Here is a 23947-nt window from a genome sequence, read left to right as displayed (position 1 = left end):
AGTAATGATATGACAATGAACAACACTTGTCATTTTGAACACTGTTGGATACATTTGTATGTATTAGAATTTGGTGTGCGCTTTTACCGTCACCATCTCTTCTTGTCAGTAATCATGAGGGAGTTCCAATGTTGTCATCGACTGGAGAGCGGCTCAGTGAGGCCGATCTGACTGGCCATGACGTGCTGGTGATTGGTGGAGGTAATGCTGCGTTGTGTGCCGCTTTATCGGCGCGTGAACAGGGCGCCAGCGTGCTGTTACTGGAGAGTGCTCCACGTCAATGGCGTGGTGGTAATAGTATTCACACCCGTAATTTGCGTTGCATGCATCGTGAGCCTACTGATGTGCTTAGTGACGCATACCTTGAGGATGAGTTCTTCGATGACGTTTGGCGTGTTACCGGCGGCATCACCAACGAAGTGTTGGCGAAGCATGTGATTCGAGCCTCAGAAACCTGCACCGATTGGATGAAAAGCTACGGTGTGCGCTTTCAACCATCGCTGGGTGGCACTCTGCACCTGGGGCGAACCAACGCCTTTTTCCTGGGGGGCGGCAAAGCACTCGTCAATACCTACTACCAGGCAGCTGAGCGACTTGGGGTGACAATCCTCTATGAGGCTGAAGCTGAACAGTTGGTCTTTGATGACAACCGCTTTGACCATGCATTGGTGACTTACAATGGCTCACCACGCAAGGTGAGTGCTAAGTCAGTGGTGATTGCCTCGGGCGGCTTCGAGTCCAACCAAGCGTGGTTGGAGGAAGCATGGGGAGAGGTCTCCCGTAACTTCCTGATCCGTGGTACTCGCTTCAACCAGGGTAAGATGCTGCGCAGCCTGATTGATAACAGCGCCATGGTGATTGGGGATCCAACGCAAGGTCACGCTGTAGCTATCGATGCACGCGCGCCCAAGTACGATGGCGGTATCGTCACCCGTGTCGACTGTGTATCCCTGGGGATTGTGGTTAACCGCGATGGCAAGCGCTTCTATGACGAAGGCGAAGACTTCTGGCCCAAGCGTTATGCCATCTGGGGACGGCTGATTGCCAAACAGCCGGGGCAGGTGGGCTATTCGATTACCGACTCCAAGGCGCAGGGGCGCTTTATGCCTTCAGTTTTTCCCCCTGAGCAGGCCGATACGCTTGAGGAGTTGGCACTTAAGCTCGATCTGCCGGTTGACGCCGTACTCAAAACTGTCGATGAATTCAATGCTGGCGTACAGCCTGGCAACTTCGATCACAGTGTGCTCGACGATTGCCATACACAGGGTGTTACACCCGAAAAGACCCATTGGGCGCAGCGTATCGACGAGCCTCCGTTCTACGGCTACCCACTTCGTACCGGCATTACCTTCACCTACTTAGGCGCTAAAGTCGATGAAAAAGCGCGTATGTACATGGCTAACGGCGAGTTGGCGGACAATGTTTTCCTAGCCGGTGAGATCATGGCCGGTAATATTTTAGGCCAGGGCTATGTTGCTGGCTTTGGTATGACCATCGGCACCGTATTTGGTCGCATCGCAGGCACAGAGGCAGGCAATTATGCAAAAGATTGATGCACTAATCGAAGAAACCCGCAACAACATGACGATCTGCAATGCCTGTCGGTATTGTGAAGGGTTCTGCCCGGTATTTCCGGCCATGGAGCGGCGTCGTACGTTCACTCCCGAGGATCTTAAGTATCTGGCCAACCTATGTCACAACTGCGGTGAGTGCTACTACGCTTGCCAGTACGCTCCGCCCCATGAGTTTGCCGTTAACGTACCGCAGTCAATGGCCAAGCTTCGTGTCGAGTCTTATCGACAGTATGCTTGGCCACAGCCGTTGGCCCGTCTGTTTGACCGCAGTGGCTTGCTTGCCGCCTTGGCACTGGCGGTAGGGTTGACGCTCATCCTGTTGATTGCCATTGCGCTAAATGGTGATCTGTCGGCATTGGTCACCACACAGCATAGTGGCGACTTCTACGCGCTATTGCCGCATAACACGATGGTGGTGACCTTCGGCTCGGTGTCGTTGTTTGTGCTACTAGCGTTGATCATGGGGATGGTGCGCTTTTGGCGCGAAAGCGGCGAGGGCGTAACTGGGCTTGGCGATGCCGAAAGCTGGCGGCAGGCACTCAAAGAAACTTTTTCACTCCAGCATCTGCACGGTCAGGAAGAGGCTGGCTGCACTTACCCAGATGCCTATCATTCGCACTGGCGGCGGCGCTTCCACCATTTTACCTTTTACGGGTTCATGCTTAGCTTCGCAGCGACCGTGACCGGCACCATCTATCACTATGTGTTTGGCTGGCAGGCGCCCTACGATTTTATCAGTCTTCCCAAACTGTTCGGTACCTTGGGCGGCATCGGCCTTTTGATAGGTCCGGCGGGGCTTTTGTACCTCAAGCTGGTGCGTGATCAGGACACTGCTGATGTGCGCCAGATGGGAATGGATGTGGCTTTCATAGTGCTGCTGTGGCTGACCGGCTTAACAGGCCTGTCCCTAATGCTGCTACGTGAGACCTCAGCCATGGGGGTTATGCTGGTGGTGCATTTAGGCGTGGTTATGGCACTTTTCATCACCATGCCCTATGGCAAGTTCGTGCATGGTTTCTATCGTTTATTGGCGGTCTATCGTAACGCCCTGGAGCGCAATCGCCTTGACCAATAATCTTCTCTCCAGAGGCAGCACCCGCACGCCAGCCGACATAATATCGTCTGTAGGCCTCTACCAGGTGTCACCTTACCGCTTATCAAGTGGCCGCGAATCGACTTGTGACTAAGGTTATTAGCCATGAGAGGTTGCCCTCTCATGGTTGTTACGACGAAGACGCTGAGCGGCACGGAAAGCGTCAATGAGGAATTGTAGCCCTAGTGCGGCGAAGCCGATCGGTAGGAGTACTGACGTTAAGCTCGCTGGCTACGCTTGTTTCACGAAGGTATTCGTTTGCCTGGTAATGGCCATTTAGAATCCGCTGGAGTCCTGAGAGGCACCTCAAAGGCCTTATTAATCCAGGTTATCGAGCGATCAGTTCGGCAATTCGCTGGGCAGCTGCTTTTACTTCCGTGATAGCGGTCTCTTTATCTAGATCCTCCATGGCCACCACGCCCACACAGGCCTCAATGGTAGGGCGAAACGATGTGGACGAGATAGCGCTGGCCACGCCTACTGCCCCGCGTTGTAGCTGCCCATGAGTCAGGCTGTAACCGTCGAGTCGTGCCTGCTTTATCGCCTCACCTTCTTCCGGGTGAGAGGGCCGTTCGGCAAGGATGGCAATACCGGCAGCGCCCAACGTCAACGGATGGCGGCTACCCACTCGGTAGCCGATTTGCAGAGGCATTTCTCCTGACTCTGCCACCATTAACACAACGCATTCCTCCCCCTGAGCGACAGAGATGAAAGCGGTGGCGCGGGTGGCTCTGGCTAGTGCTTGCAAGAGTGGCTGGGCAATAGCGCGTAGATGAGGTTCAAAGCGAGACGCAAGCAGTGCCGTGCCAGCACCCAGGCGAATGGGGCCTTCGGGGGTGCGCGTAATCAGCCCATGGCTGGCCAGAGTGGTCACGATGCGGTAGGCAATGGCTCGATGAATATCGAGGCGTTCAGCTAGATCGGCAATGGAAATGCCATCGCTATGCTCGGAGACAATTTCCAGTGCCTTGAGTCCGCGATCAAGCGTTTGCAACGTGTTGTTAGCCATAGAAAGGCACCTCGGTATTAGGGTTCGGTAAGTGGGCGCGATAACAGGACTCAATAGTTAGCCAAGCGATACAGACTAACGCAGCTACGCTGAGGAGTTGACTCGCCGACAGAAACTGCCTACCTTCATTGTGCATTAAAAGAAACTAAGTGTTCGATAAAAGTAAAACAAATACGAGCCACTTAATTTTACGGAGCCCTTCATGGCATCAGTGTCTCACCGTTCTGGTAGTGCATCAGGCGAGTGCCCTTTTCAACCATCACAAGCGTCCGTGGCATTATCGCCTACCGGTTGCCCTGTCTCCCCTGAAGCGGCCGAATTCGATCCCTTCGATGCGCCTTATCAGCTTGACCCCGCTGAGGCGCTGCGTTGGTTTCGCGAACAGGAGCCGGTGTTCTACAGTCCCAAACTCGACTACTGGGTCGTGAGCCGCTATGAAGATGTGAAGGCGGTTTTCCGTGACAATGTCACCTTCTCGCCCTCTATCGCGTTGGAGAAACTAACCCCCGCACCGCCCGAGGCGACGAAAATTCTCGAGGGCTACGGTTTCGCAATGCGTCGTACCATGGTCAACGAGGATGAACCGGATCACATGGAACGCCGCCGCCTCCTGATGGATGCCTTCCTGCCCGAGAACCTTGAGAAGCATGAAGCGTGGGTACGTGAGTTGGTGCGTGACTATATGGATCGCTTCATCGACAAGGGGCATGCAGATCTGGTGGGCGAGATGTTTCGGGAAATTCCCATGACCGTCGCACTGCGCTTCCTGGGTGTTCCCAATGAAGATGCCAAGGAGCTTCGCAAGTTCTCGGTTGCCCACACGCTGAATACCTGGGGCCGCCCATCCCCGGAGCAGCAACTGCAGATTGCCGAGGATGTGGGCCAGTTCTGGCAAACCGCACAAACTATCCTCGACCGCATGTGTGCCGATCCCAGCGGCGAGGGGTGGATGTACGACTCTATCCGCATGCACAACAGGCATCCTGACATTGTGCCGGAGAGCTATTTGCGCTCGATGATGATGGCCATTCTGGTGGCTGCCCATGAGACCACCGCGTTCGCCACCACCAATGCCTTTCGTACTCTGCTATCGAACCGGGAGTCATGGAACGACATCTGCGAGAACCCTGCTTTGATCCCCAGCGCCATCGAGGAGTGCCTGCGCGCCGCCGGTTCGGTCGTGGCCTGGCGACGTATCGCGACCGAAGACACCCAGTTAGGGGGCAAGACGATTCCGAAGGGGGGGAGGCTGTTAATCGTGCAGGCGTCGGCCAACCGCGATCCGAGACACTTTGAAAATCCTGACGAGTTTGATATCTACCGCCATAACTCAGCGGAGCACTTCACTTTCGGCTACGGTGCGCACCAGTGCATGGGGAAGAACATCGCCCGCATGGAGATGCGCATCATCCTTGATGAATTTGTCCGTCGGTTACCCCATATAGATCTAGTCGAGGGTCAACCGTTTGAGTATCTGCCCAACACCTCTTTCCGTGGGCCCACGTCGCTATGGGTGGAGTGGGAGCCTGCGCAGAATCCTGAACGGCGACACCACGCTGTGTTGGAGAACCCTACGCTTTTCCATATTGGCGCACCTATCAAGGAGGATATCGTGCGTCGGGTCGTGGTCGCCGAGGTGAAACGTGAAGCTGAGGCGGTGATCTGTGTTGGTTTGGTGGATCCCCATGGGCGTGAGTTACCCGACTGGACCCCCGGTTCGCATATAGAGCTGGTATCGGGAGAGTGGCGCCGCTACTACTCACTGTGCGGGACACGCGATGACCGTAACCGTCTTTCCATCGCCATCCTACGAGAACCCGAGGGGCGCGGCGGCTCGGTGCACTTCCACGATACGGTCAAGGCGGGGGATGTACTGCATATCGCTGGCCCCAAGAACCATTTCCACCTGGACGAGACGGCAACGCGCTATACCCTGATAGCCGGTGGTATTGGCATCACGCCGATTATTGCCATGGCGGATCGACTCAAGGCTCTCGGCAAGCCCTATGCACTCCACTACTGCGGTGCCGGACGGCGAACCATGGCCTTTTTGGAGAGAGTCGAACGTGACCATAGCGCCGCGCTAACCCTCCATGCCGGTGATGAAGGGTGTCGCCTTGATCTACCGAGTGCACTTAGCAGCCTAGCCGAAGGTGAACAGGTCTACGCCTGCGGCCCTGAGCGCCTGCTGGCGGCGCTTGGGTCGCTGGCGGAGAAGTGGCCCGAGGGTACCTTGCACGTTGAGCACTTCACCGCTCGCTCCAACATCCTCGATCCTGAGAACGAGCACGCCTTCGAAGTAGTGCTGGCGGACTCCGACCTGACGCTGCAGGTCGGTAACCACCAGACCCTGCTTGAGGCGCTAACCTCGGCGGGGGTGGATGTACCGAGCGACTGCTGCGAAGGCCTGTGTGGTACCTGCGAAGTGGCTGTGATCGAGGGGCATATCGATCACCGAGACCTAGTGCTCAGCCGTACTGAGCGCGACGCAAATGATCGCATGATGGCCTGCTGCTCGCGGGCAGCGGGCAAGCGCCTGACTCTGGCGCTCTAAACGCTAACACCCTTAAAAGAACCTCTGTTTTACACTGGCACCATCGGGTACATGAACCATCAAAAAGGATAATCACAATGAAAAAAATGGCGACTTTGACCACCTTTTCAGCCCTGATGCTCTTGAGCTCTTTTCAAGGCGCGGCAGCGGCCGATACCGTGCTTCAAGTGAGTACCTGGGCGGGCCCTAACCACGGCGTTAATACCATCGTCTGGCCCACATGGGGGAAATGGGTTGAAGAGGCGACCGATGGTCGCGTCAGTGTCAATGTGACCCACGACCTTGGGCCGCCTAACGCGCAAATGGAGTTGGTGGCAGACGGTGTCGCCGATGTCACCTGGCTCTTCCACGGTTTAATGCCAGGGCGCTTTGAGCTGACCAAACTACCGGAATTCCCCACCTTTGAAGACTTTTCATCAGAAAATGCCTCCGTGGCTTACTGGCGTACTCACCAAGAATACCTAAGCGATGCCGGAGAGCATCGCGGCGTAGAAGTCCTGGGTTTGGGAGTGCATGGCCCTGGGGCGCTCTTCCTGGCTGAACCGATCGAAAGCCTTGACGATTTGCAAGGTAGACGGGCGCGTATAGGGGGCGGCGTGATGGCAGATATTTCCAGCGCGCTAAGCCTCACCGGTGTCGCACTACCGCCAGGTGGGACATACGAAGCAGCCACGCAAGGAGTGATCGACGGTGCAATGCTAACCCTTGAGGGACTTAAGAGCTTTCGATTAGCCGAGGTATTGCCCTACACGGTACAAATGCCGGGCGGCTTCTATCGTGGCAGCTTTTCCCTGGTCATCAATCCTGATACCTGGCAGTCGCTTTCCGAGCAAGACCGTAACGCCATTATGGATGTCTCAGGCGAAAAGCTGTCCCGTCTGTTTGGTTTCATGATGGATACCGTCGATGTGCGTGGCGTTGAGTTTGCCAAGGAGGAGGGCAACACCTTTATCGAGTTGCCTTCTGAAGAGGTCGAAAACTTCATGCAATTGGCGGCCAGCCTCCCCAGCGACTGGTTTGAAGTGGCCGCTGCGAAAGATGTTGATGGAGAGGCCGCCCGCGCATTCTTTCTCGAACAATTGCAGGTTGTCGCAGGCGACGATGAAGGCCTGAGCGCTGACGATGTGGTTGATCCAGACGCCTAAAATACGTGTTTTTAATGTGCTAACTCGTATTCAGTCAATGCTGCCTCGCTTAGAGAAAGATATATTGGCAAAACGTATCGGAATGAGGGAGTCTTGATCTAGGCAGTAATAGGCTTTTGGTGAGTATAGCGTTTCTGAGGAGCTGTATTGCTCATAAGCGAACTCGTTGAGTTCGCTTATGATGTGGCTGAATAATTGTGGGTTATTTATTCGATCTGGCCATGGTTGTCAGGTTTTTAACTAGAGATAAAAATAAGTTAGAATTTATGAAGTGATACTGTTAAGGCTCTCTATGCTTTATGCATAAGTTGCCTGCTAAGTCTTCAACGACAGGTATGGCGTCAAGTTTGTCACAGTCGCCTGTTAAGCAGTCTCCCGTTTTAATGTCAAACGCCGCCCCATGCGCACTGCATAGAAAACGGTGGCCATCTGATGAAATGATACTGTCCGACCGATAGTTTAAAGGTAAATATTGGTGGGGGCAGGCATTAACGTAGCAATAAATCGTGCCATTTATGCGTGTTGCAATGACCGGGAAAGATCCATTGCTGCTCATTACTTCCACGCAGCGTGCTTTGCCTTCTGGTATAGCGCTAGAAGGGCAAATAACAGCCCCCTCTTGGGGGGCATTTTCATAGTTACGCCAAGCGTCATGCACGGTGTGCCCTTTTACTATTCAGCGGTACTTTGCAACACGCCGCGGTTAATCTGATCCTCTTCGATGGACTCGAAAAGTGCTTTAAAATTGCCCTCTCCAAAACCATCATCGCCTTTACGCTGGATGAACTCGAAAAAGATGGGGCCAATCACCGTTTTGGAGAAAATTTGTAGCAAAATTCGGGTTTCACCGCCGCCCACGACACCTTCGCCGTCAATCAAAATGCCACGGCTGCGCAGTTTATCGAGAGGCTCCTGGTGGTCTTTAACACGCTCTAGCGACTTTTCGTAGTAGATGCTCGGCGGGCCAGGCATAAATTCGAGACCTGCATCAGCGATTAAGTCAGTACCGGAGTAGATGTCGTTTGTGGCAATGGCGATATGCTGAATGCCTTCGCCGTTATATTCGCGCAAGTACTCTTCAATCTGACTGTGATCGTCGGCACTTTCGTTAATGGGTATGCGAATTTTACCATCGGGAGAAGTCAATGCACGGCTGGTAAGGCCTGTCATTTTACCGGTGATATCAAAGTAGCGTATTTCGCGGAAGTTAAAGGTGTCATGGTAAAACTTATACCATGTGTCCATATTGCCGCGAATAACGTTATGAGTGAGGTGATCAAGATAGTAAAAACCAAACCCCTTAGGATTAGGATCTACCTCATCGAACCACTCAAATTCGTTTGAATAACAGCTGCCTTTTTCGCCATACGTATCAATAAAGTAAAGCAGCGAACCGCCTATGCCAATAACCGCAGGCGCATCGATGGACTTATTACCTGTGAACTCTTCTGCACCCAAGTCGACGGCACGTTTTAGCGCATGCTGAGCATCAACGACGCGCCAAGCCATTGCTGGAGCACAGGGGCCGTGCGCCTCAATAAATGCTGACGCATGCGAGTTAGGCTCACTGTTAAGAAGGTAGTTGATATCGCCTTGTCGATAAACGGTGATCGACTTGTCACGATGTTTTGCAACGGGAACGAAACCCATTTGCCGAAATAAACTATCTAGTTTTTCCGGCTCGGGGTGTGCAAATTCAACAAACTCGAAGCCATCTGTGCCCGCTGGGTTTGCATCATTTATGGTTGCTTTGGGTGCGTCATGAGGGAAGGGGCCCATCGTTGTCTCTCCTTTATTGTCTTGTTGGGTGACAAGTTCAGTATAGGGAAGAGCCGGTACAATTAGGTTGCAAACTAACCTAAGATGCAGCCAAATAGTGCATAGAATGTGCGCAAAAGGAGTGCTGTATGCACGGAATTTCATTGGATCGTTATGATCTTGCAATTTTGTCAGCATTGCAAAAGAACTCAGCCCTCACCAATTCAGAGCTGGGTGAGCGAGTCAGCCTGTCTCCCTCTCAGTGCTCCCGACGCAAAGCGCGGCTAGAAGCCGAAGGTGTGATTAAGGGCTATTCGGCTAGGCTTGATGCTACTAGCCTAGGGTTTGGGCTGCGCGCTATCACCAGGGTTAATCTCAAAGCTCATGGTGAAAGCATGGATGATGATTTTGTGACATTACTGACGAAGCACGCCATGGTTCGTGAGGCCTATTCTGTGTCGGGAGACGCAGACTATGTGTTACATATCATCGCCAAGGATCTAACAGCGTTTTCGGACTTTATTCATCATCATTTATTACCTCATCCTAATGTCACCCAGGTTCGCTCTGAAATAATACTGCGTAGTATGAAAGAGGAGCAGGGGTTGCCGGTGGAAGGTGGCTAAGTAACTGCGTTTGTTTTGTGCTGTGAGGGTTCTATGCGTCTTAAATTTCACTGTCAGAATCGAATCGGCATTCTTCGCGATATTGTGGCCCAATTTGCTGACTACAGAATTAATGTCGCGCGAGGTGAAGTGGGGGGCGATCACGGCAGTACCATCTATCTACATGTCCCACAATTACTTAATGCTCAGTTGAGTACGCTTAAACCAGTATTGGAAGGCATTCCCGGTGTGTTTGGTGTTAAGCGCGCTAGCTTGATGCCCAGCGAACGGCGCCATTTGGAGTTGGATGCGCTGCTATCCTCGCTTTCTGACCCAGTGATGTCGATAGATATGCAGGGTCGGATTGTGGCGGCCAACCGTATTGCTGTCCAGGTATTGGGGGTGCGTGTTCAAGAAGTACCAGGGCTCTCGCTGGATCGTTACCTTGATGAGGTAGACCTTCCCGATTTAATTCGCCGTAACAACTCACGCATCAATGGGCTGCGGATCAAGCTGAAAGGCGATACCTATCTTGCTGATATCGCTCCCCTGCACACCGAAGACACGAATGTAGATTCATTAGCCGGAGCGGTTATGACGTTACATCGTGCTGACCGCATCGGTGCCCGTATTTATCAAGTACAGCGCCAAGAGCTGCGTGGCTTTGAAGCCATCTTTCAATCGAGTTCGCGATTGGAGGCCGTGATCAACGAGGCGCGTCGCATGGCGCCATTAGACGCACCGCTACTGATTATGGGTGAAACGGGAACTGGGAAAGAGCTAGTGGCCAGAGCCTGTCATTTGGCCAGCCCCCGTGGGCAAGCGCCGTTCGTGGTGCTTAATTGTGCTGGGCTTCCTGAATCAATGGCCGAAACAGAGCTTTTCGGTTACGCACCCGGTGCCTTCGAGGGCGCTCGCCCGGAAGGAAAGCTTGGCCTTCTGGAGCTTAATGCAGGCGGTACGGTCTTTCTTGATGAAGTCGGTGAAATGAGCCCTCGGCTGCAGACGAAACTGTTACGCTTCCTTCAGGATGGCGGATTCCGTCGAGTTGGGAGCGACGAAGAGACCTTTCTTGATGTGCGGGTGATCTGCGCCACTCAGCAAAACCTACCTCAGCTATGTAGTGAAGGTCTGTTTCGGCTAGATCTTTATCACCGTCTCAATGTGCTCTCTCTACAGGTGCCCCCTTTGCGCGAATGCCTGGACGGCATCGAAGACTTGGCGGCCTATGTGCTTGATCGTGCGGCGCGTCAGATAGGCTGTCCTTTACCGGAGCTTTCGACTGCTGCGTTGGAAAAGATAACCGGCTACGACTGGCCGGGTAATGTGCGTCAGTTGGAAAATGTGCTGTTTCAGGCGGTGTCATTATGCGAAGAGACGGCCATTCAGCCAGCGCATTTGCGCCTTCCGCACAGCGAAGTGTCGCCTGCGCTTACTGGCATTCCCTTAGAGGGAAGCTTGAGCGACATGTTAGGGGAGGTGGAAAGAAATATCTTAAGTACGTTGTATCAACAGCATCCTTCCAGCCGCCAGTTAGGAAAGCGGTTGGGCGTTTCGCACACCACTATTGCCAATAAGCTCAAGCGTTACGGCATTGGTGCTCAAGAAGATTCTTAAAAAGTCCCATGGCAGGTGAATTAACTGTCACGATTTGTTTACGGGGTGTCAGAAAAACGCAACGGCAAGACCCCTGCCCTCGGCATATCCTCTTAAGCGTAACGATTAGTTTACAGTTGCACCTCTCTTATGTGGGTAGCATCGCGCCCAATGCGATGTGACCCCATTCCTGCCCTATCGCTATCCCCATAGACTCTTTATAGATTGCTCTTGATGACTGGTTGATCACAGTTGGTTGGCTTTTATAAGTAGCTAATCGCTCTTAAGTAGCTGTTCTAGCTGCTCATAAATAAATAGCCTAAAAAACAATATCAATTTATAAGGTTTCCCAATGACAACGACAAATACGCCTCCCAATACGCTGTGGCTGGGCCGCTGGGGATTTGTACTGGCAGCCACTGGTTCTGCAGTGGGACTCGGTAATATCTGGAAGTTTCCTTACATCACGGGCGAGTTCGGGGGTGGCGCTTTCGTGCTGGTCTACCTGGCCTGCATATTGGCGGTAGGCGTCCCCATCATGATGGCTGAAATCAGTTTTGGCCGCCGTGGGCGAGGAAGCCCGGTTGACGCTATCCGTCGGGTGGTGCATGAGTCGGGCCATGGTAGTTTTTGGTCGATCTTTGGCTGGATGGCCATGCTCTGTGGTTTCATGATTCTGTCGTTCTACGTCGTAGTCGCTGGCTGGTCATTTTCCTATCTGTGGAAAATGCTGAGCGGCGGACTGGCCGGTAATAGCGTCGATGACATGGCAGCAATTTTCGCCGCTAATAATGCCAACCCTTTCACGCTAGGTGCTTGGAGTACGCTAGTGACGGTGCTGACCATGTTCATCGTCGGCAAAGGCGTACAGGCTGGCATTGAAAAGAGTGTCAGCTGGATGATGCCAGGCATGGTGATCATGCTGGGTATATTGATCGGCTACGGTGCTTTTTCCGGTGGCTTTGCTGAAGCATGGTCTTTCCTGTTCTCTTTCAATACCGAAGGGTTAAGCAGTGAAGGATTATTAGCAGCGCTGGGGCATGCCTTCTTTACCTTGTCGCTCGCATCGGGTGCGATTCTTACCTACGGCTCTTACCTGCCAGAAGGGCACTCCATCGCGCGCACGACATTCAGCGTGGCCATTGCCGATACCGTTGTCGCACTAATGGCAGGCTTGGCTATTTTCCCGATTATTTTCGCAAACGGAATGAATCCCGGCCAAGGGCCAGGATTGATCTTCATGAGCTTGCCATTGGCCTTCCAAGCGATGCCGTTTGGTACGCTGTTTGGCGTTCTGTTCTTTGTCATGCTGTCGATGGCTGCGCTTACGTCGTCGATTTCGATGATTGAGGCGACAGTCGCCTGGCTTGTTGCAAGCAAAGGGCTGACGCGTAAACGAGCATCGTGGGGTGTGGGTATCGTGCTGTGGTTGGTGAGTACCTTGGCAATGCTGTCATTCAACATGGGCGCGGATTGGACGTTTGCAGGTCGCACTTTCTTCGATTGGCTGGACTACCTGACCTCCCGCTGGATGATGCCGTTAGGCGGTTTGGGTATGGCGCTAATGGCAGGTTTCCTGCTGCGTACTGAAATATTCAGGGAGGAGCTAGGGCTCTCCCGTACCCAGCATGCACTGTGGCTATTTATGGTGCGTTACGTCAGCCCATTAGGCATCGTGTTAATTTTCATTGATACGCTGGGCCTAGCGACACTCCAGATAGGTACTCAGTGGCCGTGGTTGCTAGCACTGCTGGTGCTGATCACCGTGGTAGGAGAGTTCGCTAGCCCGCGATTACGTCAACCGGCTTCCTGAAGCTTTTCAGGAACAAGTGCTCAATAGATCTGAATAGAGAGATTGAAGCGCTCCCATCCACAGATGGGGGCGCTTTACGTTAGAGGGATACAATGAGCCGGTTTGCCTGCTGCCAGTTGCCCTGCCACTTCCTGTTTTAAGTTGTGGGCTAACGTTGCGGTTGACGTTACATAGCAGCGTTTTGTTAGCGAATCGGAATAGCGGTCTCTTCTTTGATATTACGTAGCACGAAATTGGAATTGACCTGGGAAATGCCATCCAAGGTGAAGAGTTTCTCATTCAGAAAGCGGTCATAAGCCGCCATGTCTTCGATAACCACTCGCAGCACGAAATCCGCGTTGCCGGTAGTGGCATAGCACTGCAGCACTTCTGGGTATTGCAGGATGCGGTTTTCGAACTCGACGGTGTTGTCGATGTGGTGGCGAACCAACGTCACCATCACCAATGCCGACAGTGGCTGGCCCACCAGGCTGGGTTCCACCAACGCCGCAAAGCGGCGGATCACGCCACTATCTTCCAAAGCCTTTACACGTCGCCAGCAGGCGGCGGGGGATAGCCCGATCTGTTCGGCGAGCTCATTGTTGGTAATGCGCCCCTGTTGCTGAAGCAGGGTAAGAATGCGCTGATCATGCCTGTCTAAGGTGATTAGTTTGGTCGCTTCTTTCATAGTGCCATTTCATTTGTTTGTGGTTTGTTGAATATCATTGCGTTAAATCTCAAAAAATGAAAGTAATGATCAATAACCAGGCTTTTGAAGAGTGAATTAGCAAGCACCTTTAGTGCGCTCTTGGCTAGACTCAAGCGTATTACAACCATAACTCTTCAACCGTACTGGTGAACTCCCATGACAACCCCCTCGATCGCTGAGCAGGCGGGTTCTATTGCCCAGCCTCTCGATATTGCACTCGATGACAATCTTCTCGATGACTATGCGCTGGCCGATCGCTATACCCGCGGAGAAGGCCGTGTCTTTCTCACCGGCACCCAGGCATTGGTGCGTATCGCCTTACGCCAAGCCGAGCTTGATTGCCACAATGGCCGCCATACGGCAGGACTCATCAGCGGCTATCGAGGCTCGCCCTTAGGCGGTGTAGACCAAGAGATCTGGCGGGCGAAAGCCGCCATGGAAGAGCACCACATCGATTTTGTCCCTGCTATAAACGAAGACCTTGCCGCCACCATGATGCTGGGTTGCCAGCAAGTCGAGACAGACCCCGATAAGCAAGTAGATGGCGTGTTTGGCATGTGGTACGGCAAGGGGCCTGGCGTTGATCGCGCGGGCGATGCCTTAAAGCACGGTAATGCCTACGGTAGCTCGCCGACTGGCGGTGTGCTAGTGGTCGCCGGGGATGACCATGGGTGTGTGTCGTCCTCCATGCCACACCAGTCTGATGTCGCCTTTATGGCGTGGTTCATGCCGGTAGTGAGCCCTGCATCATTGGCGGAATATGAACGCTTTGGGCTTTGGGGCTATGCACTTTCACGCTTCTCGGGTTGCTGGGTGGGTTTCAAAGCCGTTTCTGAAACCGTAGAGAGTGGCGCGTCGGTGGACGTGCCTCCCTTGCCAGAATATGTAACGCCCGATTTCGATATGCCGGAAGGCGGGCTGCACTACCGCTGGCCCGATCTGCCGGGGCCACAGCTTGAGACTCGCCTTGAGCACAAGCTGGCTGCCGTTCAGGCGTTTGCCACGGCCAATCCGATTGATCAGTATCTATTTCGCCAGGAACAGGCGACTTTTGGGCTAGTCACCACAGGCAAGGGCCATCTGGATTTACTTGAAGCGCTGCGTTTGTTGGGGCTGGATGAAGCCAAACTGCGTGATCTAGGGATTGAGATATATAAGGTCGGGATGGTGTGGCCGCTTCATCGCCCCGGCATCCTTGAGTTTATTCATGGCAAGCGCGAGGTGCTGGTCATTGAAGAAAAGCGCGGCATTATCGAAAGCCAGCTGAAGGAGTACATGTCGGAACCCGATCATCCAGGCGAGGTCATCGTGACCGGCAAGCAAGATGAAACCGGCAAGCCCTTGATTCCCTTTGTTGGAGAGCTGAGCCCGCGTCTCTTGGCAGGCTTCGTGGCAGAGCGTTTGGAGCGCTTTTTCAAGATTGATTTTAGCGACAAGCTGGCAACCGTTGATGCTTGCCAAGCCGGCGTTAAGGAGCTCGGCGGTGTACGCCGCATGCCCTATTTCTGCTCCGGCTGCCCGCATAATAGCTCGACTAAGGTACCCGAAGGCAGCAAGGCGCTGGCGGGTATCGGATGCCATTTTATGGCTTCGTGGATGGATCGCAGCACTGAATCGTTAATTCAGATGGGTGGCGAAGGTGTTAACTGGGTGGGCAAGAGCCGCTTTACCGGCAATGGCCATATTTTCCAGAACTTAGGCGAAGGCACCTGGTTTCACTCGGGCTCAATGGCCGTGCGCCAGGCAGTGGCTGCCAACGTTAATATTACCTATAAAATTCTGTTCAACGACGCGGTTGCCATGACGGGCGGACAACCTGTGGACGGGCAAATCAACGTGCCCATGATTGCCCGGCAATCGCTGGATGAGGGCGTTCGCCGAGTCATGGTGGTCAGTGACGAACCGGAGAAGTACCGGGGGCATGAAAAGGAATTCCCTAAAGAGGTTACCTTCCATAGCCGCGAAGAGATGGATACGCTGCAGCGTGAGCTGCGCGAAATTCCAGGCTGTACGGTGTTGATTTATGATCAGGCATGCGCGGCTGAGAAACGTCGTCGGCGCAAGCGCGGTCAGTTGGAAGACCCTGCCCGCCGGGTGTTTATCAACCACCATGTTTGCGAAGGCTGTGGTGATTGTTCCGTACAGTCCAACTGTTTATCGGTGGTGCCTCGCGAGACCGAGCTAGGTCGCAAGCGCAAAATCGACCAGTCCTCCTGTAACAAGGACATGTCCTGCGTCAGTGGTTTTTGTCCCAGCTTTGTCACTGTAGAAGGTGTCGGGCTGCGTAAAGGCCAGGGCGTTGCGGCAGATAATGCCTTTTGGAAACGTATAGCGCATTTGCCTAGTCCTGCTATCGCCCCTTTGAATGCTCCTTATGACCTGCTGGTAGGGGGCGTTGGTGGCACGGGGGTGGTGACCGTCGGGCAACTGATCACCATGGCGGCACACCTGGAAGGCAAGGGCTCCAGCGTGCTCGACTTTATGGGGTTTGCGCAAAAAGGTGGGGCAGTACTGAGCTATGTGCGCTTGGCATCTCAGCCCAGTGAGCTTAATCAGGTACGTATCGAAGCGGGGCAGGCCGATGCGATGATCGCTTGCGATATGGTGGTGGCGAGTTCTCAGAAAGCGCTGAATGTGCTGCAGCCGACCACGCGTATTGTGGCGAATCTGGCCGAGCTAGCCACAGCGGATTATGTGCTTTATCGCGATGCGGATATGCAGCCCAGCAAGCGTCTTAACATGTTGCGTGAAGCGGTAGGAGATGAACGCTTTGCTTCTCTAGATGCCAATCGCCTAGCTGAACAGCTGCTAGGGGATACCGTATTCTCCAATATGATGATGCTCGGGTTTGCCTGGCAGCAAGGGCTGGTGCCGCTTTCTGAGCCTGCGCTGCAGCGTGCTCTAGAACTCAATGGCGTCGCAGTGGAAAAGAACCGCCAAGCATTTGCCTGGGGGCGCTTGGCAGCGGTGGAACCCGATTACCTCCAGCAGCACCTGGATAAGATGCCACTGTCCGCGAATGCCACACTGGACGAAGTGGTAGCGCGTAATCGTCGCCACCTGGAGCGCTATCAGAACCGAGCCTGGGCTGAACGTTACGTGACCCAGGTGACTAAAGTGCGTGAAGCAGAAACAGCGCTAAAATGTGGCCAATCACTGAGTGAGGCCGTTGCTCATCAGCTCTATCGTTTGATGGCGTATAAAGATGAATATGAAGTGGCGCGACTTTACACCCAGAGCGATTTTCTAGATGAGATCAAAGCAACGTTTTCTGGTGATTACCAGTTAACCTTCCACTTGGCGCCGCCGCTTATAGGTGGTCGTAAGGATGCTCAGGGGCGTCCAGTGAAGCGCCGCTTCGGCCCCTGGATGCTGAAGGCAATGGGCGCGTTGGCAAAGATGCGCGGTTTGCGCAACACGGCTCTCGATCCTTTCCGCTTCAGCGCCGACCGCAAGCTCGACCGCGCCTTATTGGCTGATTACGAGCAGCTTATCGATGAGTTAGTGGCTCGTCTTGATGGCACTAATCATGGGACTACCTTGGCGCTGGCTAAGCTGCCGGAAGAGATTCGTGGCTTCGGGCCAGTTCGCGAAGCAGCTGCCGAGAAAGCCAACGAGCGCCGCGAGACGTTGCTGGTGGAGCTACGCGAAGGTCACTCGAAGACCATCGCTGTGGAAGCCGCTTGAGTTGACTCATATAGGTAAGAACAGGCCACGTAATGCGTGGCCTTTTGCTATGCATCTATACAACGACCCACTAAGCCTCTTTTCGGCGGCGTACCAGCAGCCAGTGGCTTAGCAAGGCGAGTAGCCCCATCAGCCCGATCGTCAAGGCCATGGTGCGCGAGCTGCCGTTGTGGAATTGCCCGACTAATCCACCTACCACAGCGGCAATTGTCATTTGCAGAAAACCAAACAAGGAAGATGCCGCGCCTGCACATTGAGGGTTGGGCGCCAGTGCACCGGCCATTGTTTGTGGCATCAAAATGCCCACCCCCAGCATAAACACTATATGGGGGCCCACCACCGCCCAGGGGTGATGGACGCCAACGGCAGCCAAGCCCGCCATGACGAGGCCCCCAGTTGCGCAGATTACGGTGCCCAGGGTAATGAGGCGATCACGACCCAAGCGGTGGCTATATCGGCCGCTGACCAGCGTCCCGACGAAGAAGCCCGCGACAATCAGCGTGAACAGCACGCCATAAAGGGTAGGGGCGACGCCCATGTACTCGATGAGCACAAAAGATGAGCCAGAAAGGTACGCGAATAACCCGGAGAACGCGGCAGCATTCACCAAGGTGTAGCCAATAAAGGCACGCTGAGTCAGTAGTAAGCGAAAGTTAGCCAGTACGGATTTCGGGTGGATCGATTGCCGCCGCTCCTTCGCCAACGGCTCGGGCAGCATAAGTATCAGCACCGCCAGCATCACTGCCGCGTAGAGCGCCAGCACCACGAACACCGATTCCCAGCCAAAAAACAGCAGTAACCCCGCGCCTACCACAGGGGCCAGAGCAGGGGCGAGCGCCATGGTACTTGCCATATAGGCGAGGATACGTCCGGCCTCGATGGGGCCATGAATATCACGTACCGCTGCCCGTGCTAATACCGGTCCAGCAGCACCGCCGAAGGCCTGCAAAAAGCGGCCTGCCAGTAACCACTCGACGCTAGGCGCCCAGGCACACAGTAGGCTCGCAGCGAGAAACAGCGATAACCCTGTGATCATCACCGGGCGGCGGCCAAAGCGATCAGAGATTGGCCCGCACAATAGTTGGGCCAGAGCGAATCCAGCCATATAGAGGCTAAGGGTCAGCTGTATTCGGTCTGGGCCAGTATTCAGCGCTTCTGCCATGGCGGGCATGGCTGGCAAGTACATATCCGTCGCCAGCGGGCCGAGCGCAGTCACTGCAGCCAGGGCCACGACGGTGGCGGTAGAGGGCAGCTTTAGCACCCCTTAACTCCTTATGGTTGGACGTGATGCCCCTTCGGACACGAGGCGGGCGCCTTCCCGAATGGAAAGACGCCCGCTTATGTTAGCCTGCTTAGTATAGCTTGACTTAGCTGGCGTCAGGCTGCACCTCTGGTGCTGCCTTTTCGAAGGCTGGCAGTGAACGACAATTGGCAGCGATACGCTGAATCGTCGGATAGGCTGACAAATCACACTCGAAACGTTCCGTGTTGTACACCTGGGGAATCAGGCATATATCCGCAAGCGTAGGGGTGTCGCCATGGCAAAAATCTCCACTGCTGGGGGCATTGGAGAGCGTTGCTTCCAGAGCGGTGAAACCCTCGGCAATCCAGTGGTGGTACCAAGCTAGCTTAGCCGCTTCATCCGCTCCCATTTCTCTCACTAAATACTTGAGTACCCTCAGGTTGTTGAGTGGGTGAATCTCGCAGGCCACCGACTGAGCGAGCGCACGAACCCGCGCCCGTTCTAACGCGTTAATCGGCAGCAGGGCAGGCTCGGGATGTACTTCATCGAGATACTCGCAGATCGCCAGTGACTGGTTAATCACCGAGCTATCGTCCAACACCAGGCTAGGCACCAGCCCCTGAGGGTTGCGCATCAGGTGGTCGTCACCCCGTTGCTCACCTTTCACCAGGTTGACCGGGATCTGGTCATAATCCAGTCCCTTAAGGTTTAAGGCAATACGCACCCGGTAAGCAGCCGACGAGCGGAAATAGCCGTAAAGCGTCGTCATGTTGCCTTCCTTTATTTGGGCTGGTACTGCACTACTTGCTGATCGATCGTACCAAATATGTTGTTGCCATCGCGGTCGAACATCTCGATACGAACCCGGTCGCCAAAACGCATAAAAGGGGTTTTTACTTGGCCGTACAGTATCTGCTCCACCATGCGCACTTCGGCTAGACAGCTATAGCCAACGCCACCGTCAGCCACCGGCTTTCCAGGGCCGCCGTCGGGGTCTGGGTTGGAAACGGTGCCTGAACCAATGACAGCGCCGGCACCGAGATAGCGGGTCTTAGCCGCATGGGCCACCAGCTGTGGAAAGTTAAAAATCATATCTGGCCCGGCTTCAGGCTCGCCAAACTTCTCGCCATTCAAGTGCACGGTCAGTGGCAGGTTCACTTTACCATCCTGCCAGGCATCGCCCAGTTCATCTGGGGTCACCGCAATGGGCGAGAACGAAGAGGCGGGCTTTGCTTGGAAAAAACCGAACCCCTTTGCGAGTTCACCTGGAATCAGACCACGCAGACTCACGTCGTTAACCAGCATTACTAGCTTAATGTGCTTGGCAGCTTCCTTCTGCGTGACTGCCATCGGGACGTCATCGGTGATAACAGCGATCTCGCCTTCAAAGTCGATGCCATGCTCTTCGCTCACCGCCTCGATATCATCGGTGGGTGCCAAGAAGCAGTCGCTACCGCCCTGATACATGAGCGGGTCTGTCCAGAAGGTTTCAGGCATCTCGGCATTGCGCGCCTGGCGTACCAGCTGTACATGGTTCAGATAGGCGGAGCCGTCAGCCCACTGATAGGCACGCGGTAAAGGGGAGTGCAGCGCACTCTGATCAAGCTTAAACGCGTTTTCAGCACCACCTTTATTAAGCTGAGCATAGCGCTCTTCAAGCTGAGGGCTAACCGCTTCCCAGTTCTCGAGGGCAGCCTGAAGTGTGGGAGCAATATCAACGGCGCTCACAGCGCGGGAGAGGTCACGCGAGACGATGATGAGTTCTCCGTCGCGGCCCTTCTTAAGTGTTGCCAGTTTCATAGTGATTCAATCCTTGTCGTCAGGGTGGTATAGGGTTCAGGGCTGGCTTGGGTTGAAGTGGGAGCGCAGCGTCGACCAAACATCCACATAGTCACGTTGACGGAAATCAGCATTCAGAGCCGCAGGGGTTGGGTGAAAGAAGTAGCGGCTCTCAAACATGAAGGCCAGTGTATCGCCTATGAAGTGGGGCTTAAGCTCAGCGTTGGAGGCTTTTTCAAATGTCTCAGCATCGGGGCCGTGGGGCGACATTGAGTTATGTAGGCTGGCGCCACCAGGTGTGAAGCCTTCAGCTTTAGCATCGTACTCGCCATGAATAAGCCCCATAAACTCGCTCATTAGATTGCGATGGAACCAGGGTGGCCTAAAGGTGTTCTCGGCAACCATCCAGCGCGGTGGGAAAATGACAAAATCAAGATTCGCCATTCCCGGCGTATCGGAGGGGGACGACAAGACGGTGAAGATTGACGGATCCGGATGATCGAAGCTAACCGTATTGATGGTATTAAAATTAGCCAGATTATATTTATAAGGCGCGCAGTTGCCGTGCCATGCCACCACATCTAACGGCGAGTGGTTTAGTTTTGTCTCCCAGAAACGACCAGAGAACTTAGCCACTAAGCGGTAGTCGCCCTCCAGGTCTTCGTAGGCGGCCACAGGACTTTGGAAGTCACGTGGGTTGGCTAAACCGTTAGACCCGATGGGGCCGAGGCCTGGTAGCTCTAAGGGACTACCGTAGTTCTCGCAAATATATCCCCGCACAGCATCAACGCCCTGAGCTCTGCGTACTTGGAATTTTACACCGCGTGGAATAACGGCAATTTCACCATTATCGATCTCGATGTCACCAAACTCGGTACGTAGACGAATGGCGCCCAGTTGCGGAACAAACAGCAGCTCTCCGTCAGCGTTGTAGAAAAACCGCTCGGTCATGTCTTTATTAAAGGTGTAGACATGCACGCCTACGCCAGCCTGGGTACCCGCATCGCCGTTCACCGCAATGGTAAACAAGCCATCGATAAAATCAGTCGGTTCATTAGGTAATGAAACGGGATCCCAGCGCATCTGGTTAGGATCCGCCGCTGGCTTGTCTAACGGGGCCGTGTGTACGTTGTTATTTTCTAGTGGCTGGTAAGCGCTCTGAACGACAGAAGGGCGAATGCGGTAAAGCCAACTGCGAAAGTTTTGATGACGTGGCGCTGTGAATGCGGAACCGGTTAGTTGTTCAGCGTACAAGCCATAAGCACAGCGTTGAGGTGAGTTTTGCCCAATCGGCAGTGCACCCGGCAGCGCTTCGGTTGAAAAGTGATTATGAAATCCATTTTGATATTTCAATTGTTCATTCATTGTTAAGACCTGCTTTATTGGAACGTTATTTTGATAAAGCTATATTTTGATAAAACTGTATGTTGATAAACCAAGGGGCGCGGCTATTGATCGCCATCACCAACCGCATGGGAAATCGCTTCTTCAAGCACGGTTTGATCGCCGATGTGATTAGCAAGTAAGAGAATCAGGCGTGCATTGATGCGCTCGCTCTCTGTTTCGCTGCGGTCGCGATGTAGCGCCGTGAGCGCAGCGTAAAAGGCGTCTGGATCAGTGAAGTTCGAATTCAGCTCAAGCCTTGGCATGGCAGCTTTCCTGGAAGGTAGTGTCAGCGGCACCCGCAAGATAAACGCCCAGCGCGCGGTCTAATGCGTCTTCAACCCTGCGGGCCGTGATGGCGTGCCAGCGGGCAGCAACGTGTTGATCAGGGCGAATAAGGTACCCGCCACCTGCTTTCAGGCCATATCGTTGTGTCACTAGCCCCTCGGAATCGTCTACGATGGTTGTGCGCGGTAGAGCGCTAAGCTCATCCGTTGCTGGGCCAACGACCACCAGGCTTAAATCAGTGCGACGGCCTAACAGCTCTTTCAACGGCGCGGCAAGCGTGTTGGTGTGTCCATCCTCAAAGCGGCCGTCGAGTAACAACACAAAGCCATCGCCAAATTGATTGAGTAGCCAGGCGTTCTCTTCTCTCAATCGAATGGGAGCGTCCTTGGCCGGGCTGCCGGGGCGCAGTTCTCTCGGGCCACCATTAACATCGGGTGTATTGAGCGGTGAGGTGTCATAGCGGCAGGGCATGGAAAGGCGACCGCTGTTGACCAGGCTACGTGCGAAGGCATGTTTCTCAGCCAGCTCCAGCGTCACATCTCGGAACACTTGGCTGATATGGCTCTTCGGGGTAATAAAATCAGTGGCGCGGGTCGAGTTAAGGATGTTCTCTGCCGCGCCATGCTGGCGCTCAGTGTTGTAGGTGGACAAAAGCGTTTTTGGCGCCTGCTGTTTGAGAACGCGGGCTAGTTTCCACACTAAATTATCCACACCCTGTAGGGCACCATTGGCGCCCCTGGCGCCAAAGGGGGATACCTGATGAGCCGCGTCACCTATGAATATCACGCTATGGTGAATGAAATTATCCATCTTACGGCAGCGGAAGGTGTAGACACTGGCCCACTCAAGCTCGAACTCCACCTCTTGGCCAAGCATTGCCTGAACTCGTGGGCGAATGTTCTCTTCTTTCTTTTCTTCTTCCGGGTCAGCATCACATCCTAATTGAAAGTCGATACGCCACACATTGTCCGGTTCTTTGTGCAGCAGGACTGACTGATTGGGATGAAAGGGCGGGTCAAACCAAAACCAGCGTTCTGTAGGGAAGTCGGCCTTCATCACCACATCAGCAATCAGGAATCTGTCCTGAAATACTTGGCCTTTGCACTCAAGGCCCAGTATGTCTCGGATTCGGCTGTTAGCTCCATCCGAGACGAGGAGGTAGTCACAAGTCAGCTGGTAATCACCGTCTTGGGTAGAGACCTTGATGGCGGAGCACTCAGGCTGAGCATCGACATCAATGACCTTATGTTTCCAACGAAGGTCAATTTGCTCTGGAAAGTCGTGAGTGCGGTTGACCAGAAACTCTTCAAAGTAATACTGCTGTAAGTTAATAAAGGCGGACATACGGTGGCCGTCTTCTGGCAGCAGGTTGAAGTCATAGACCTCGCGATCCTGGAAGAAGACGCGACCGTGCTGCCAGGTGACGCCTTTTGCAAGCATCGGCTCGACGCAACCCAGGCGGTCTACAATTTCCAGCGAACGTTTAGCAAAACACAGGGCCCGCGACCCCACGCTAACGGTGTTGTTATCGTCCAGAAGAATCGAATTAACGCCTTGGTGAGCCAAGTCGATGGCGGCGGCGAGGCCGCTAGGTCCCGCTCCGACAATCACTACCGGATAGTGGCGAACTTCTTGAATATCGAGTTCAGGCGGGCGCCGATAAGGATAGACAGGATTTTTATAGGTTGTTGGCATCTATTTGCTCCCGTTCAGCGTCGGGTGCGTGACACCC

18 protein-coding genes are annotated in these 23947 nt (G+C 54.0%); 8 read left to right on the top strand and 10 right to left on the bottom strand.

All coding sequences use genetic code 11. The features are described 5' to 3' along the window. The first annotated feature begins 128 nt into the window (after nt 1–128). Together tcuA and tcuB are read left to right on the top strand one after the other, a co-directional pair. The gene (gene tcuA / locus RO22_RS18925; protein ID WP_052475701.1) at nt 129–1553 is read left to right on the top strand and encodes an FAD-dependent tricarballylate dehydrogenase TcuA; all 1425 of its coding nucleotides are present in this window, start codon (nt 129–131) and stop codon (nt 1551–1553) included. Continuing rightward, entirely contained in the window at nt 1540–2649 is a 1110-nt protein-coding gene (tcuB, locus tag RO22_RS18920) for a tricarballylate utilization 4Fe-4S protein TcuB (protein ID WP_041159078.1), read from the top strand. The genes tcuA and tcuB overlap by 14 nt, the downstream gene beginning before the upstream one ends. Nucleotides 2650–2995: 346 nt before the next feature. On the opposite strand, the gene RO22_RS18915 is transcribed toward tcuB, so the two are convergent. Further along, nucleotides 2996–3676, bottom strand: coding sequence for an IclR family transcriptional regulator (locus tag RO22_RS18915; RefSeq protein ID WP_022521418.1), 681 nt, complete (start codon nt 3674–3676; stop codon nt 2996–2998). A gap of 202 nt (nt 3677–3878) precedes the next feature. Between RO22_RS18915 and RO22_RS18910 the strand changes: the two genes are divergently transcribed. Both RO22_RS18910 and RO22_RS18905 read left to right on the top strand, forming a co-directional pair. Next, nucleotides 3879–6230: a cytochrome P450/oxidoreductase gene (locus RO22_RS18910; RefSeq protein ID WP_200890267.1), complete on the top strand. Its 2352-nt coding sequence runs from the start codon at nt 3879–3881 to the stop codon at nt 6228–6230. Between the two features lie 77 nt (nt 6231–6307). Further along, nucleotides 6308–7375 carry a TRAP transporter substrate-binding protein gene (locus tag RO22_RS18905; protein WP_009286077.1) on the top strand — a complete coding sequence of 356 codons (1068 nt, stop codon included), beginning with the start codon at nt 6308–6310 and terminating at the stop codon, nt 7373–7375. Between the two features lie 280 nt (nt 7376–7655). Here RO22_RS18905 and RO22_RS24295 read toward each other — a convergent pair whose 3' ends face one another. Together RO22_RS24295 and hppD are read right to left on the bottom strand one after the other, a co-directional pair. Continuing rightward, on the bottom strand, nt 7656–8033 hold the full coding sequence (locus RO22_RS24295; protein WP_081742564.1) for a Rieske (2Fe-2S) protein: 378 nt from the start codon (nt 8031–8033) through the stop codon (nt 7656–7658). Between the two features lie 14 nt (nt 8034–8047). Next, the gene (gene hppD, locus RO22_RS18900; protein ID WP_022521422.1) at nt 8048–9154 is read right to left on the bottom strand and encodes a 4-hydroxyphenylpyruvate dioxygenase; all 1107 of its coding nucleotides are present in this window, start codon (nt 9152–9154) and stop codon (nt 8048–8050) included. A gap of 128 nt (nt 9155–9282) precedes the next feature. Between hppD and RO22_RS18895 the strand changes: the two genes are divergently transcribed. The 3 genes from RO22_RS18895 (at nt 9283) to RO22_RS18885 (ending at nt 13147) form a co-directional block, all read left to right on the top strand. Next, nucleotides 9283–9759, top strand: a complete 477-nt coding sequence (locus RO22_RS18895; RefSeq protein ID WP_022521423.1) for an Lrp/AsnC family transcriptional regulator — start codon at nt 9283–9285, stop codon at nt 9757–9759. 33 nt (nt 9760–9792) lie between these two features. Next, nucleotides 9793–11355, top strand: coding sequence for a sigma-54-dependent transcriptional regulator (locus RO22_RS18890; protein ID WP_041159077.1), 1563 nt, complete (start codon nt 9793–9795; stop codon nt 11353–11355). A gap of 331 nt (nt 11356–11686) precedes the next feature. Then, the gene (locus tag RO22_RS18885; RefSeq protein WP_041159076.1) at nt 11687–13147 is read left to right on the top strand and encodes a sodium-dependent transporter; all 1461 of its coding nucleotides are present in this window, start codon (nt 11687–11689) and stop codon (nt 13145–13147) included. 184 nt (nt 13148–13331) lie between these two features. Here the strand turns inward: RO22_RS18885 and RO22_RS18880 are convergent, their stop codons facing one another. Continuing rightward, entirely contained in the window at nt 13332–13814 is a 483-nt protein-coding gene (locus tag RO22_RS18880; protein WP_022521426.1) for an Lrp/AsnC family transcriptional regulator, read from the bottom strand. Between the two features lie 177 nt (nt 13815–13991). Between RO22_RS18880 and RO22_RS18875 the strand changes: the two genes are divergently transcribed. Then, the gene (locus tag RO22_RS18875; RefSeq protein WP_041159075.1) at nt 13992–17522 is read left to right on the top strand and encodes an indolepyruvate ferredoxin oxidoreductase family protein; all 3531 of its coding nucleotides are present in this window, start codon (nt 13992–13994) and stop codon (nt 17520–17522) included. A gap of 70 nt (nt 17523–17592) precedes the next feature. On the opposite strand, the gene RO22_RS18870 is transcribed toward RO22_RS18875, so the two are convergent. The 6 genes from RO22_RS18870 to RO22_RS18845 all read right to left on the bottom strand — a co-directional run bounded on the left by RO22_RS18870 (nt 17593) and on the right by RO22_RS18845 (nt 23910). Beyond that, nucleotides 17593–18783, bottom strand: coding sequence for a multidrug effflux MFS transporter (locus RO22_RS18870; protein WP_041159074.1), 1191 nt, complete (start codon nt 18781–18783; stop codon nt 17593–17595). Between the two features lie 106 nt (nt 18784–18889). Then, nucleotides 18890–19534: a maleylacetoacetate isomerase gene (gene maiA, locus RO22_RS18865; RefSeq protein WP_041159073.1), complete on the bottom strand. Its 645-nt coding sequence runs from the start codon at nt 19532–19534 to the stop codon at nt 18890–18892. A gap of 11 nt (nt 19535–19545) precedes the next feature. Next, entirely contained in the window at nt 19546–20565 is a 1020-nt protein-coding gene (locus RO22_RS18860) for a fumarylacetoacetate hydrolase family protein (protein WP_041159072.1), read from the bottom strand. A gap of 36 nt (nt 20566–20601) precedes the next feature. Beyond that, a complete protein-coding gene (gene hmgA, locus RO22_RS18855; protein ID WP_041159071.1) occupies nt 20602–21909 on the bottom strand; it encodes a homogentisate 1,2-dioxygenase in 1308 nt (435 codons plus the stop codon). An 83-nt stretch (nt 21910–21992) separates the two neighbouring features. Beyond that, a complete protein-coding gene (locus RO22_RS18850) occupies nt 21993–22193 on the bottom strand; it encodes a DUF2783 domain-containing protein (RefSeq protein ID WP_027958349.1) in 201 nt (66 codons plus the stop codon). Further along, entirely contained in the window at nt 22180–23910 is a 1731-nt protein-coding gene (locus RO22_RS18845) for an FAD-dependent oxidoreductase (protein WP_041159070.1), read from the bottom strand. Before RO22_RS18845 ends, RO22_RS18850 begins: the two co-directional genes overlap by 14 nt. Nucleotides 23911–23947: the final 37 nt, after the last annotated feature.

The organism is Halomonas sp. KHS3 (genome assembly GCF_000830495.1).
Taxonomy (GTDB): domain Bacteria; phylum Pseudomonadota; class Gammaproteobacteria; order Pseudomonadales; family Halomonadaceae; genus Vreelandella; species Vreelandella titanicae.
The sequence above is the reverse complement of the archived record's forward strand: the minus strand, read 5'-3'. Positions and strand labels throughout refer to the sequence as shown.

Excerpts from the sequence above, each read along its gene's own strand:
- hppD (WP_022521422.1), bottom strand. The coding sequence starts at position 9,154 with ATGGGCCCCTTCCCTCATGACGCACCCAAAGCAACCATAAATGATGCA.
- RO22_RS18880 (WP_022521426.1), bottom strand. The coding sequence starts at position 13,814 with ATGAAAGAAGCGACCAAACTAATCACCTTAGACAGGCATGATCAGCGC.
- RO22_RS18910 (WP_200890267.1), top strand. The coding sequence starts at position 3,879 with ATGGCATCAGTGTCTCACCGTTCTGGTAGTGCATCAGGCGAGTGCCCT.
- RO22_RS18850 (WP_027958349.1), bottom strand. The coding sequence starts at position 22,193 with ATGCCAAGGCTTGAGCTGAATTCGAACTTCACTGATCCAGACGCCTTT.
- RO22_RS18890 (WP_041159077.1), top strand. The coding sequence starts at position 9,793 with ATGCGTCTTAAATTTCACTGTCAGAATCGAATCGGCATTCTTCGCGAT.
- RO22_RS18860 (WP_041159072.1), bottom strand. The coding sequence starts at position 20,565 with ATGAAACTGGCAACACTTAAGAAGGGCCGCGACGGAGAACTCATCATC.
- tcuB (WP_041159078.1), top strand. The coding sequence starts at position 1,540 with ATGCAAAAGATTGATGCACTAATCGAAGAAACCCGCAACAACATGACG.
- hmgA (WP_041159071.1), bottom strand. The coding sequence starts at position 21,909 with ATGAATGAACAATTGAAATATCAAAATGGATTTCATAATCACTTTTCA.
- RO22_RS18875 (WP_041159075.1), top strand. The coding sequence starts at position 13,992 with ATGACAACCCCCTCGATCGCTGAGCAGGCGGGTTCTATTGCCCAGCCT.
- RO22_RS18915 (WP_022521418.1), bottom strand. The coding sequence starts at position 3,676 with ATGGCTAACAACACGTTGCAAACGCTTGATCGCGGACTCAAGGCACTG.
- RO22_RS18845 (WP_041159070.1), bottom strand. The coding sequence starts at position 23,910 with ATGCCAACAACCTATAAAAATCCTGTCTATCCTTATCGGCGCCCGCCT.
- maiA (WP_041159073.1), bottom strand. The coding sequence starts at position 19,534 with ATGACGACGCTTTACGGCTATTTCCGCTCGTCGGCTGCTTACCGGGTG.
- tcuA (WP_052475701.1), top strand. The coding sequence starts at position 129 with ATGTTGTCATCGACTGGAGAGCGGCTCAGTGAGGCCGATCTGACTGGC.
- RO22_RS18895 (WP_022521423.1), top strand. The coding sequence starts at position 9,283 with ATGCACGGAATTTCATTGGATCGTTATGATCTTGCAATTTTGTCAGCA.
- RO22_RS18905 (WP_009286077.1), top strand. The coding sequence starts at position 6,308 with ATGAAAAAAATGGCGACTTTGACCACCTTTTCAGCCCTGATGCTCTTG.
- RO22_RS18885 (WP_041159076.1), top strand. The coding sequence starts at position 11,687 with ATGACAACGACAAATACGCCTCCCAATACGCTGTGGCTGGGCCGCTGG.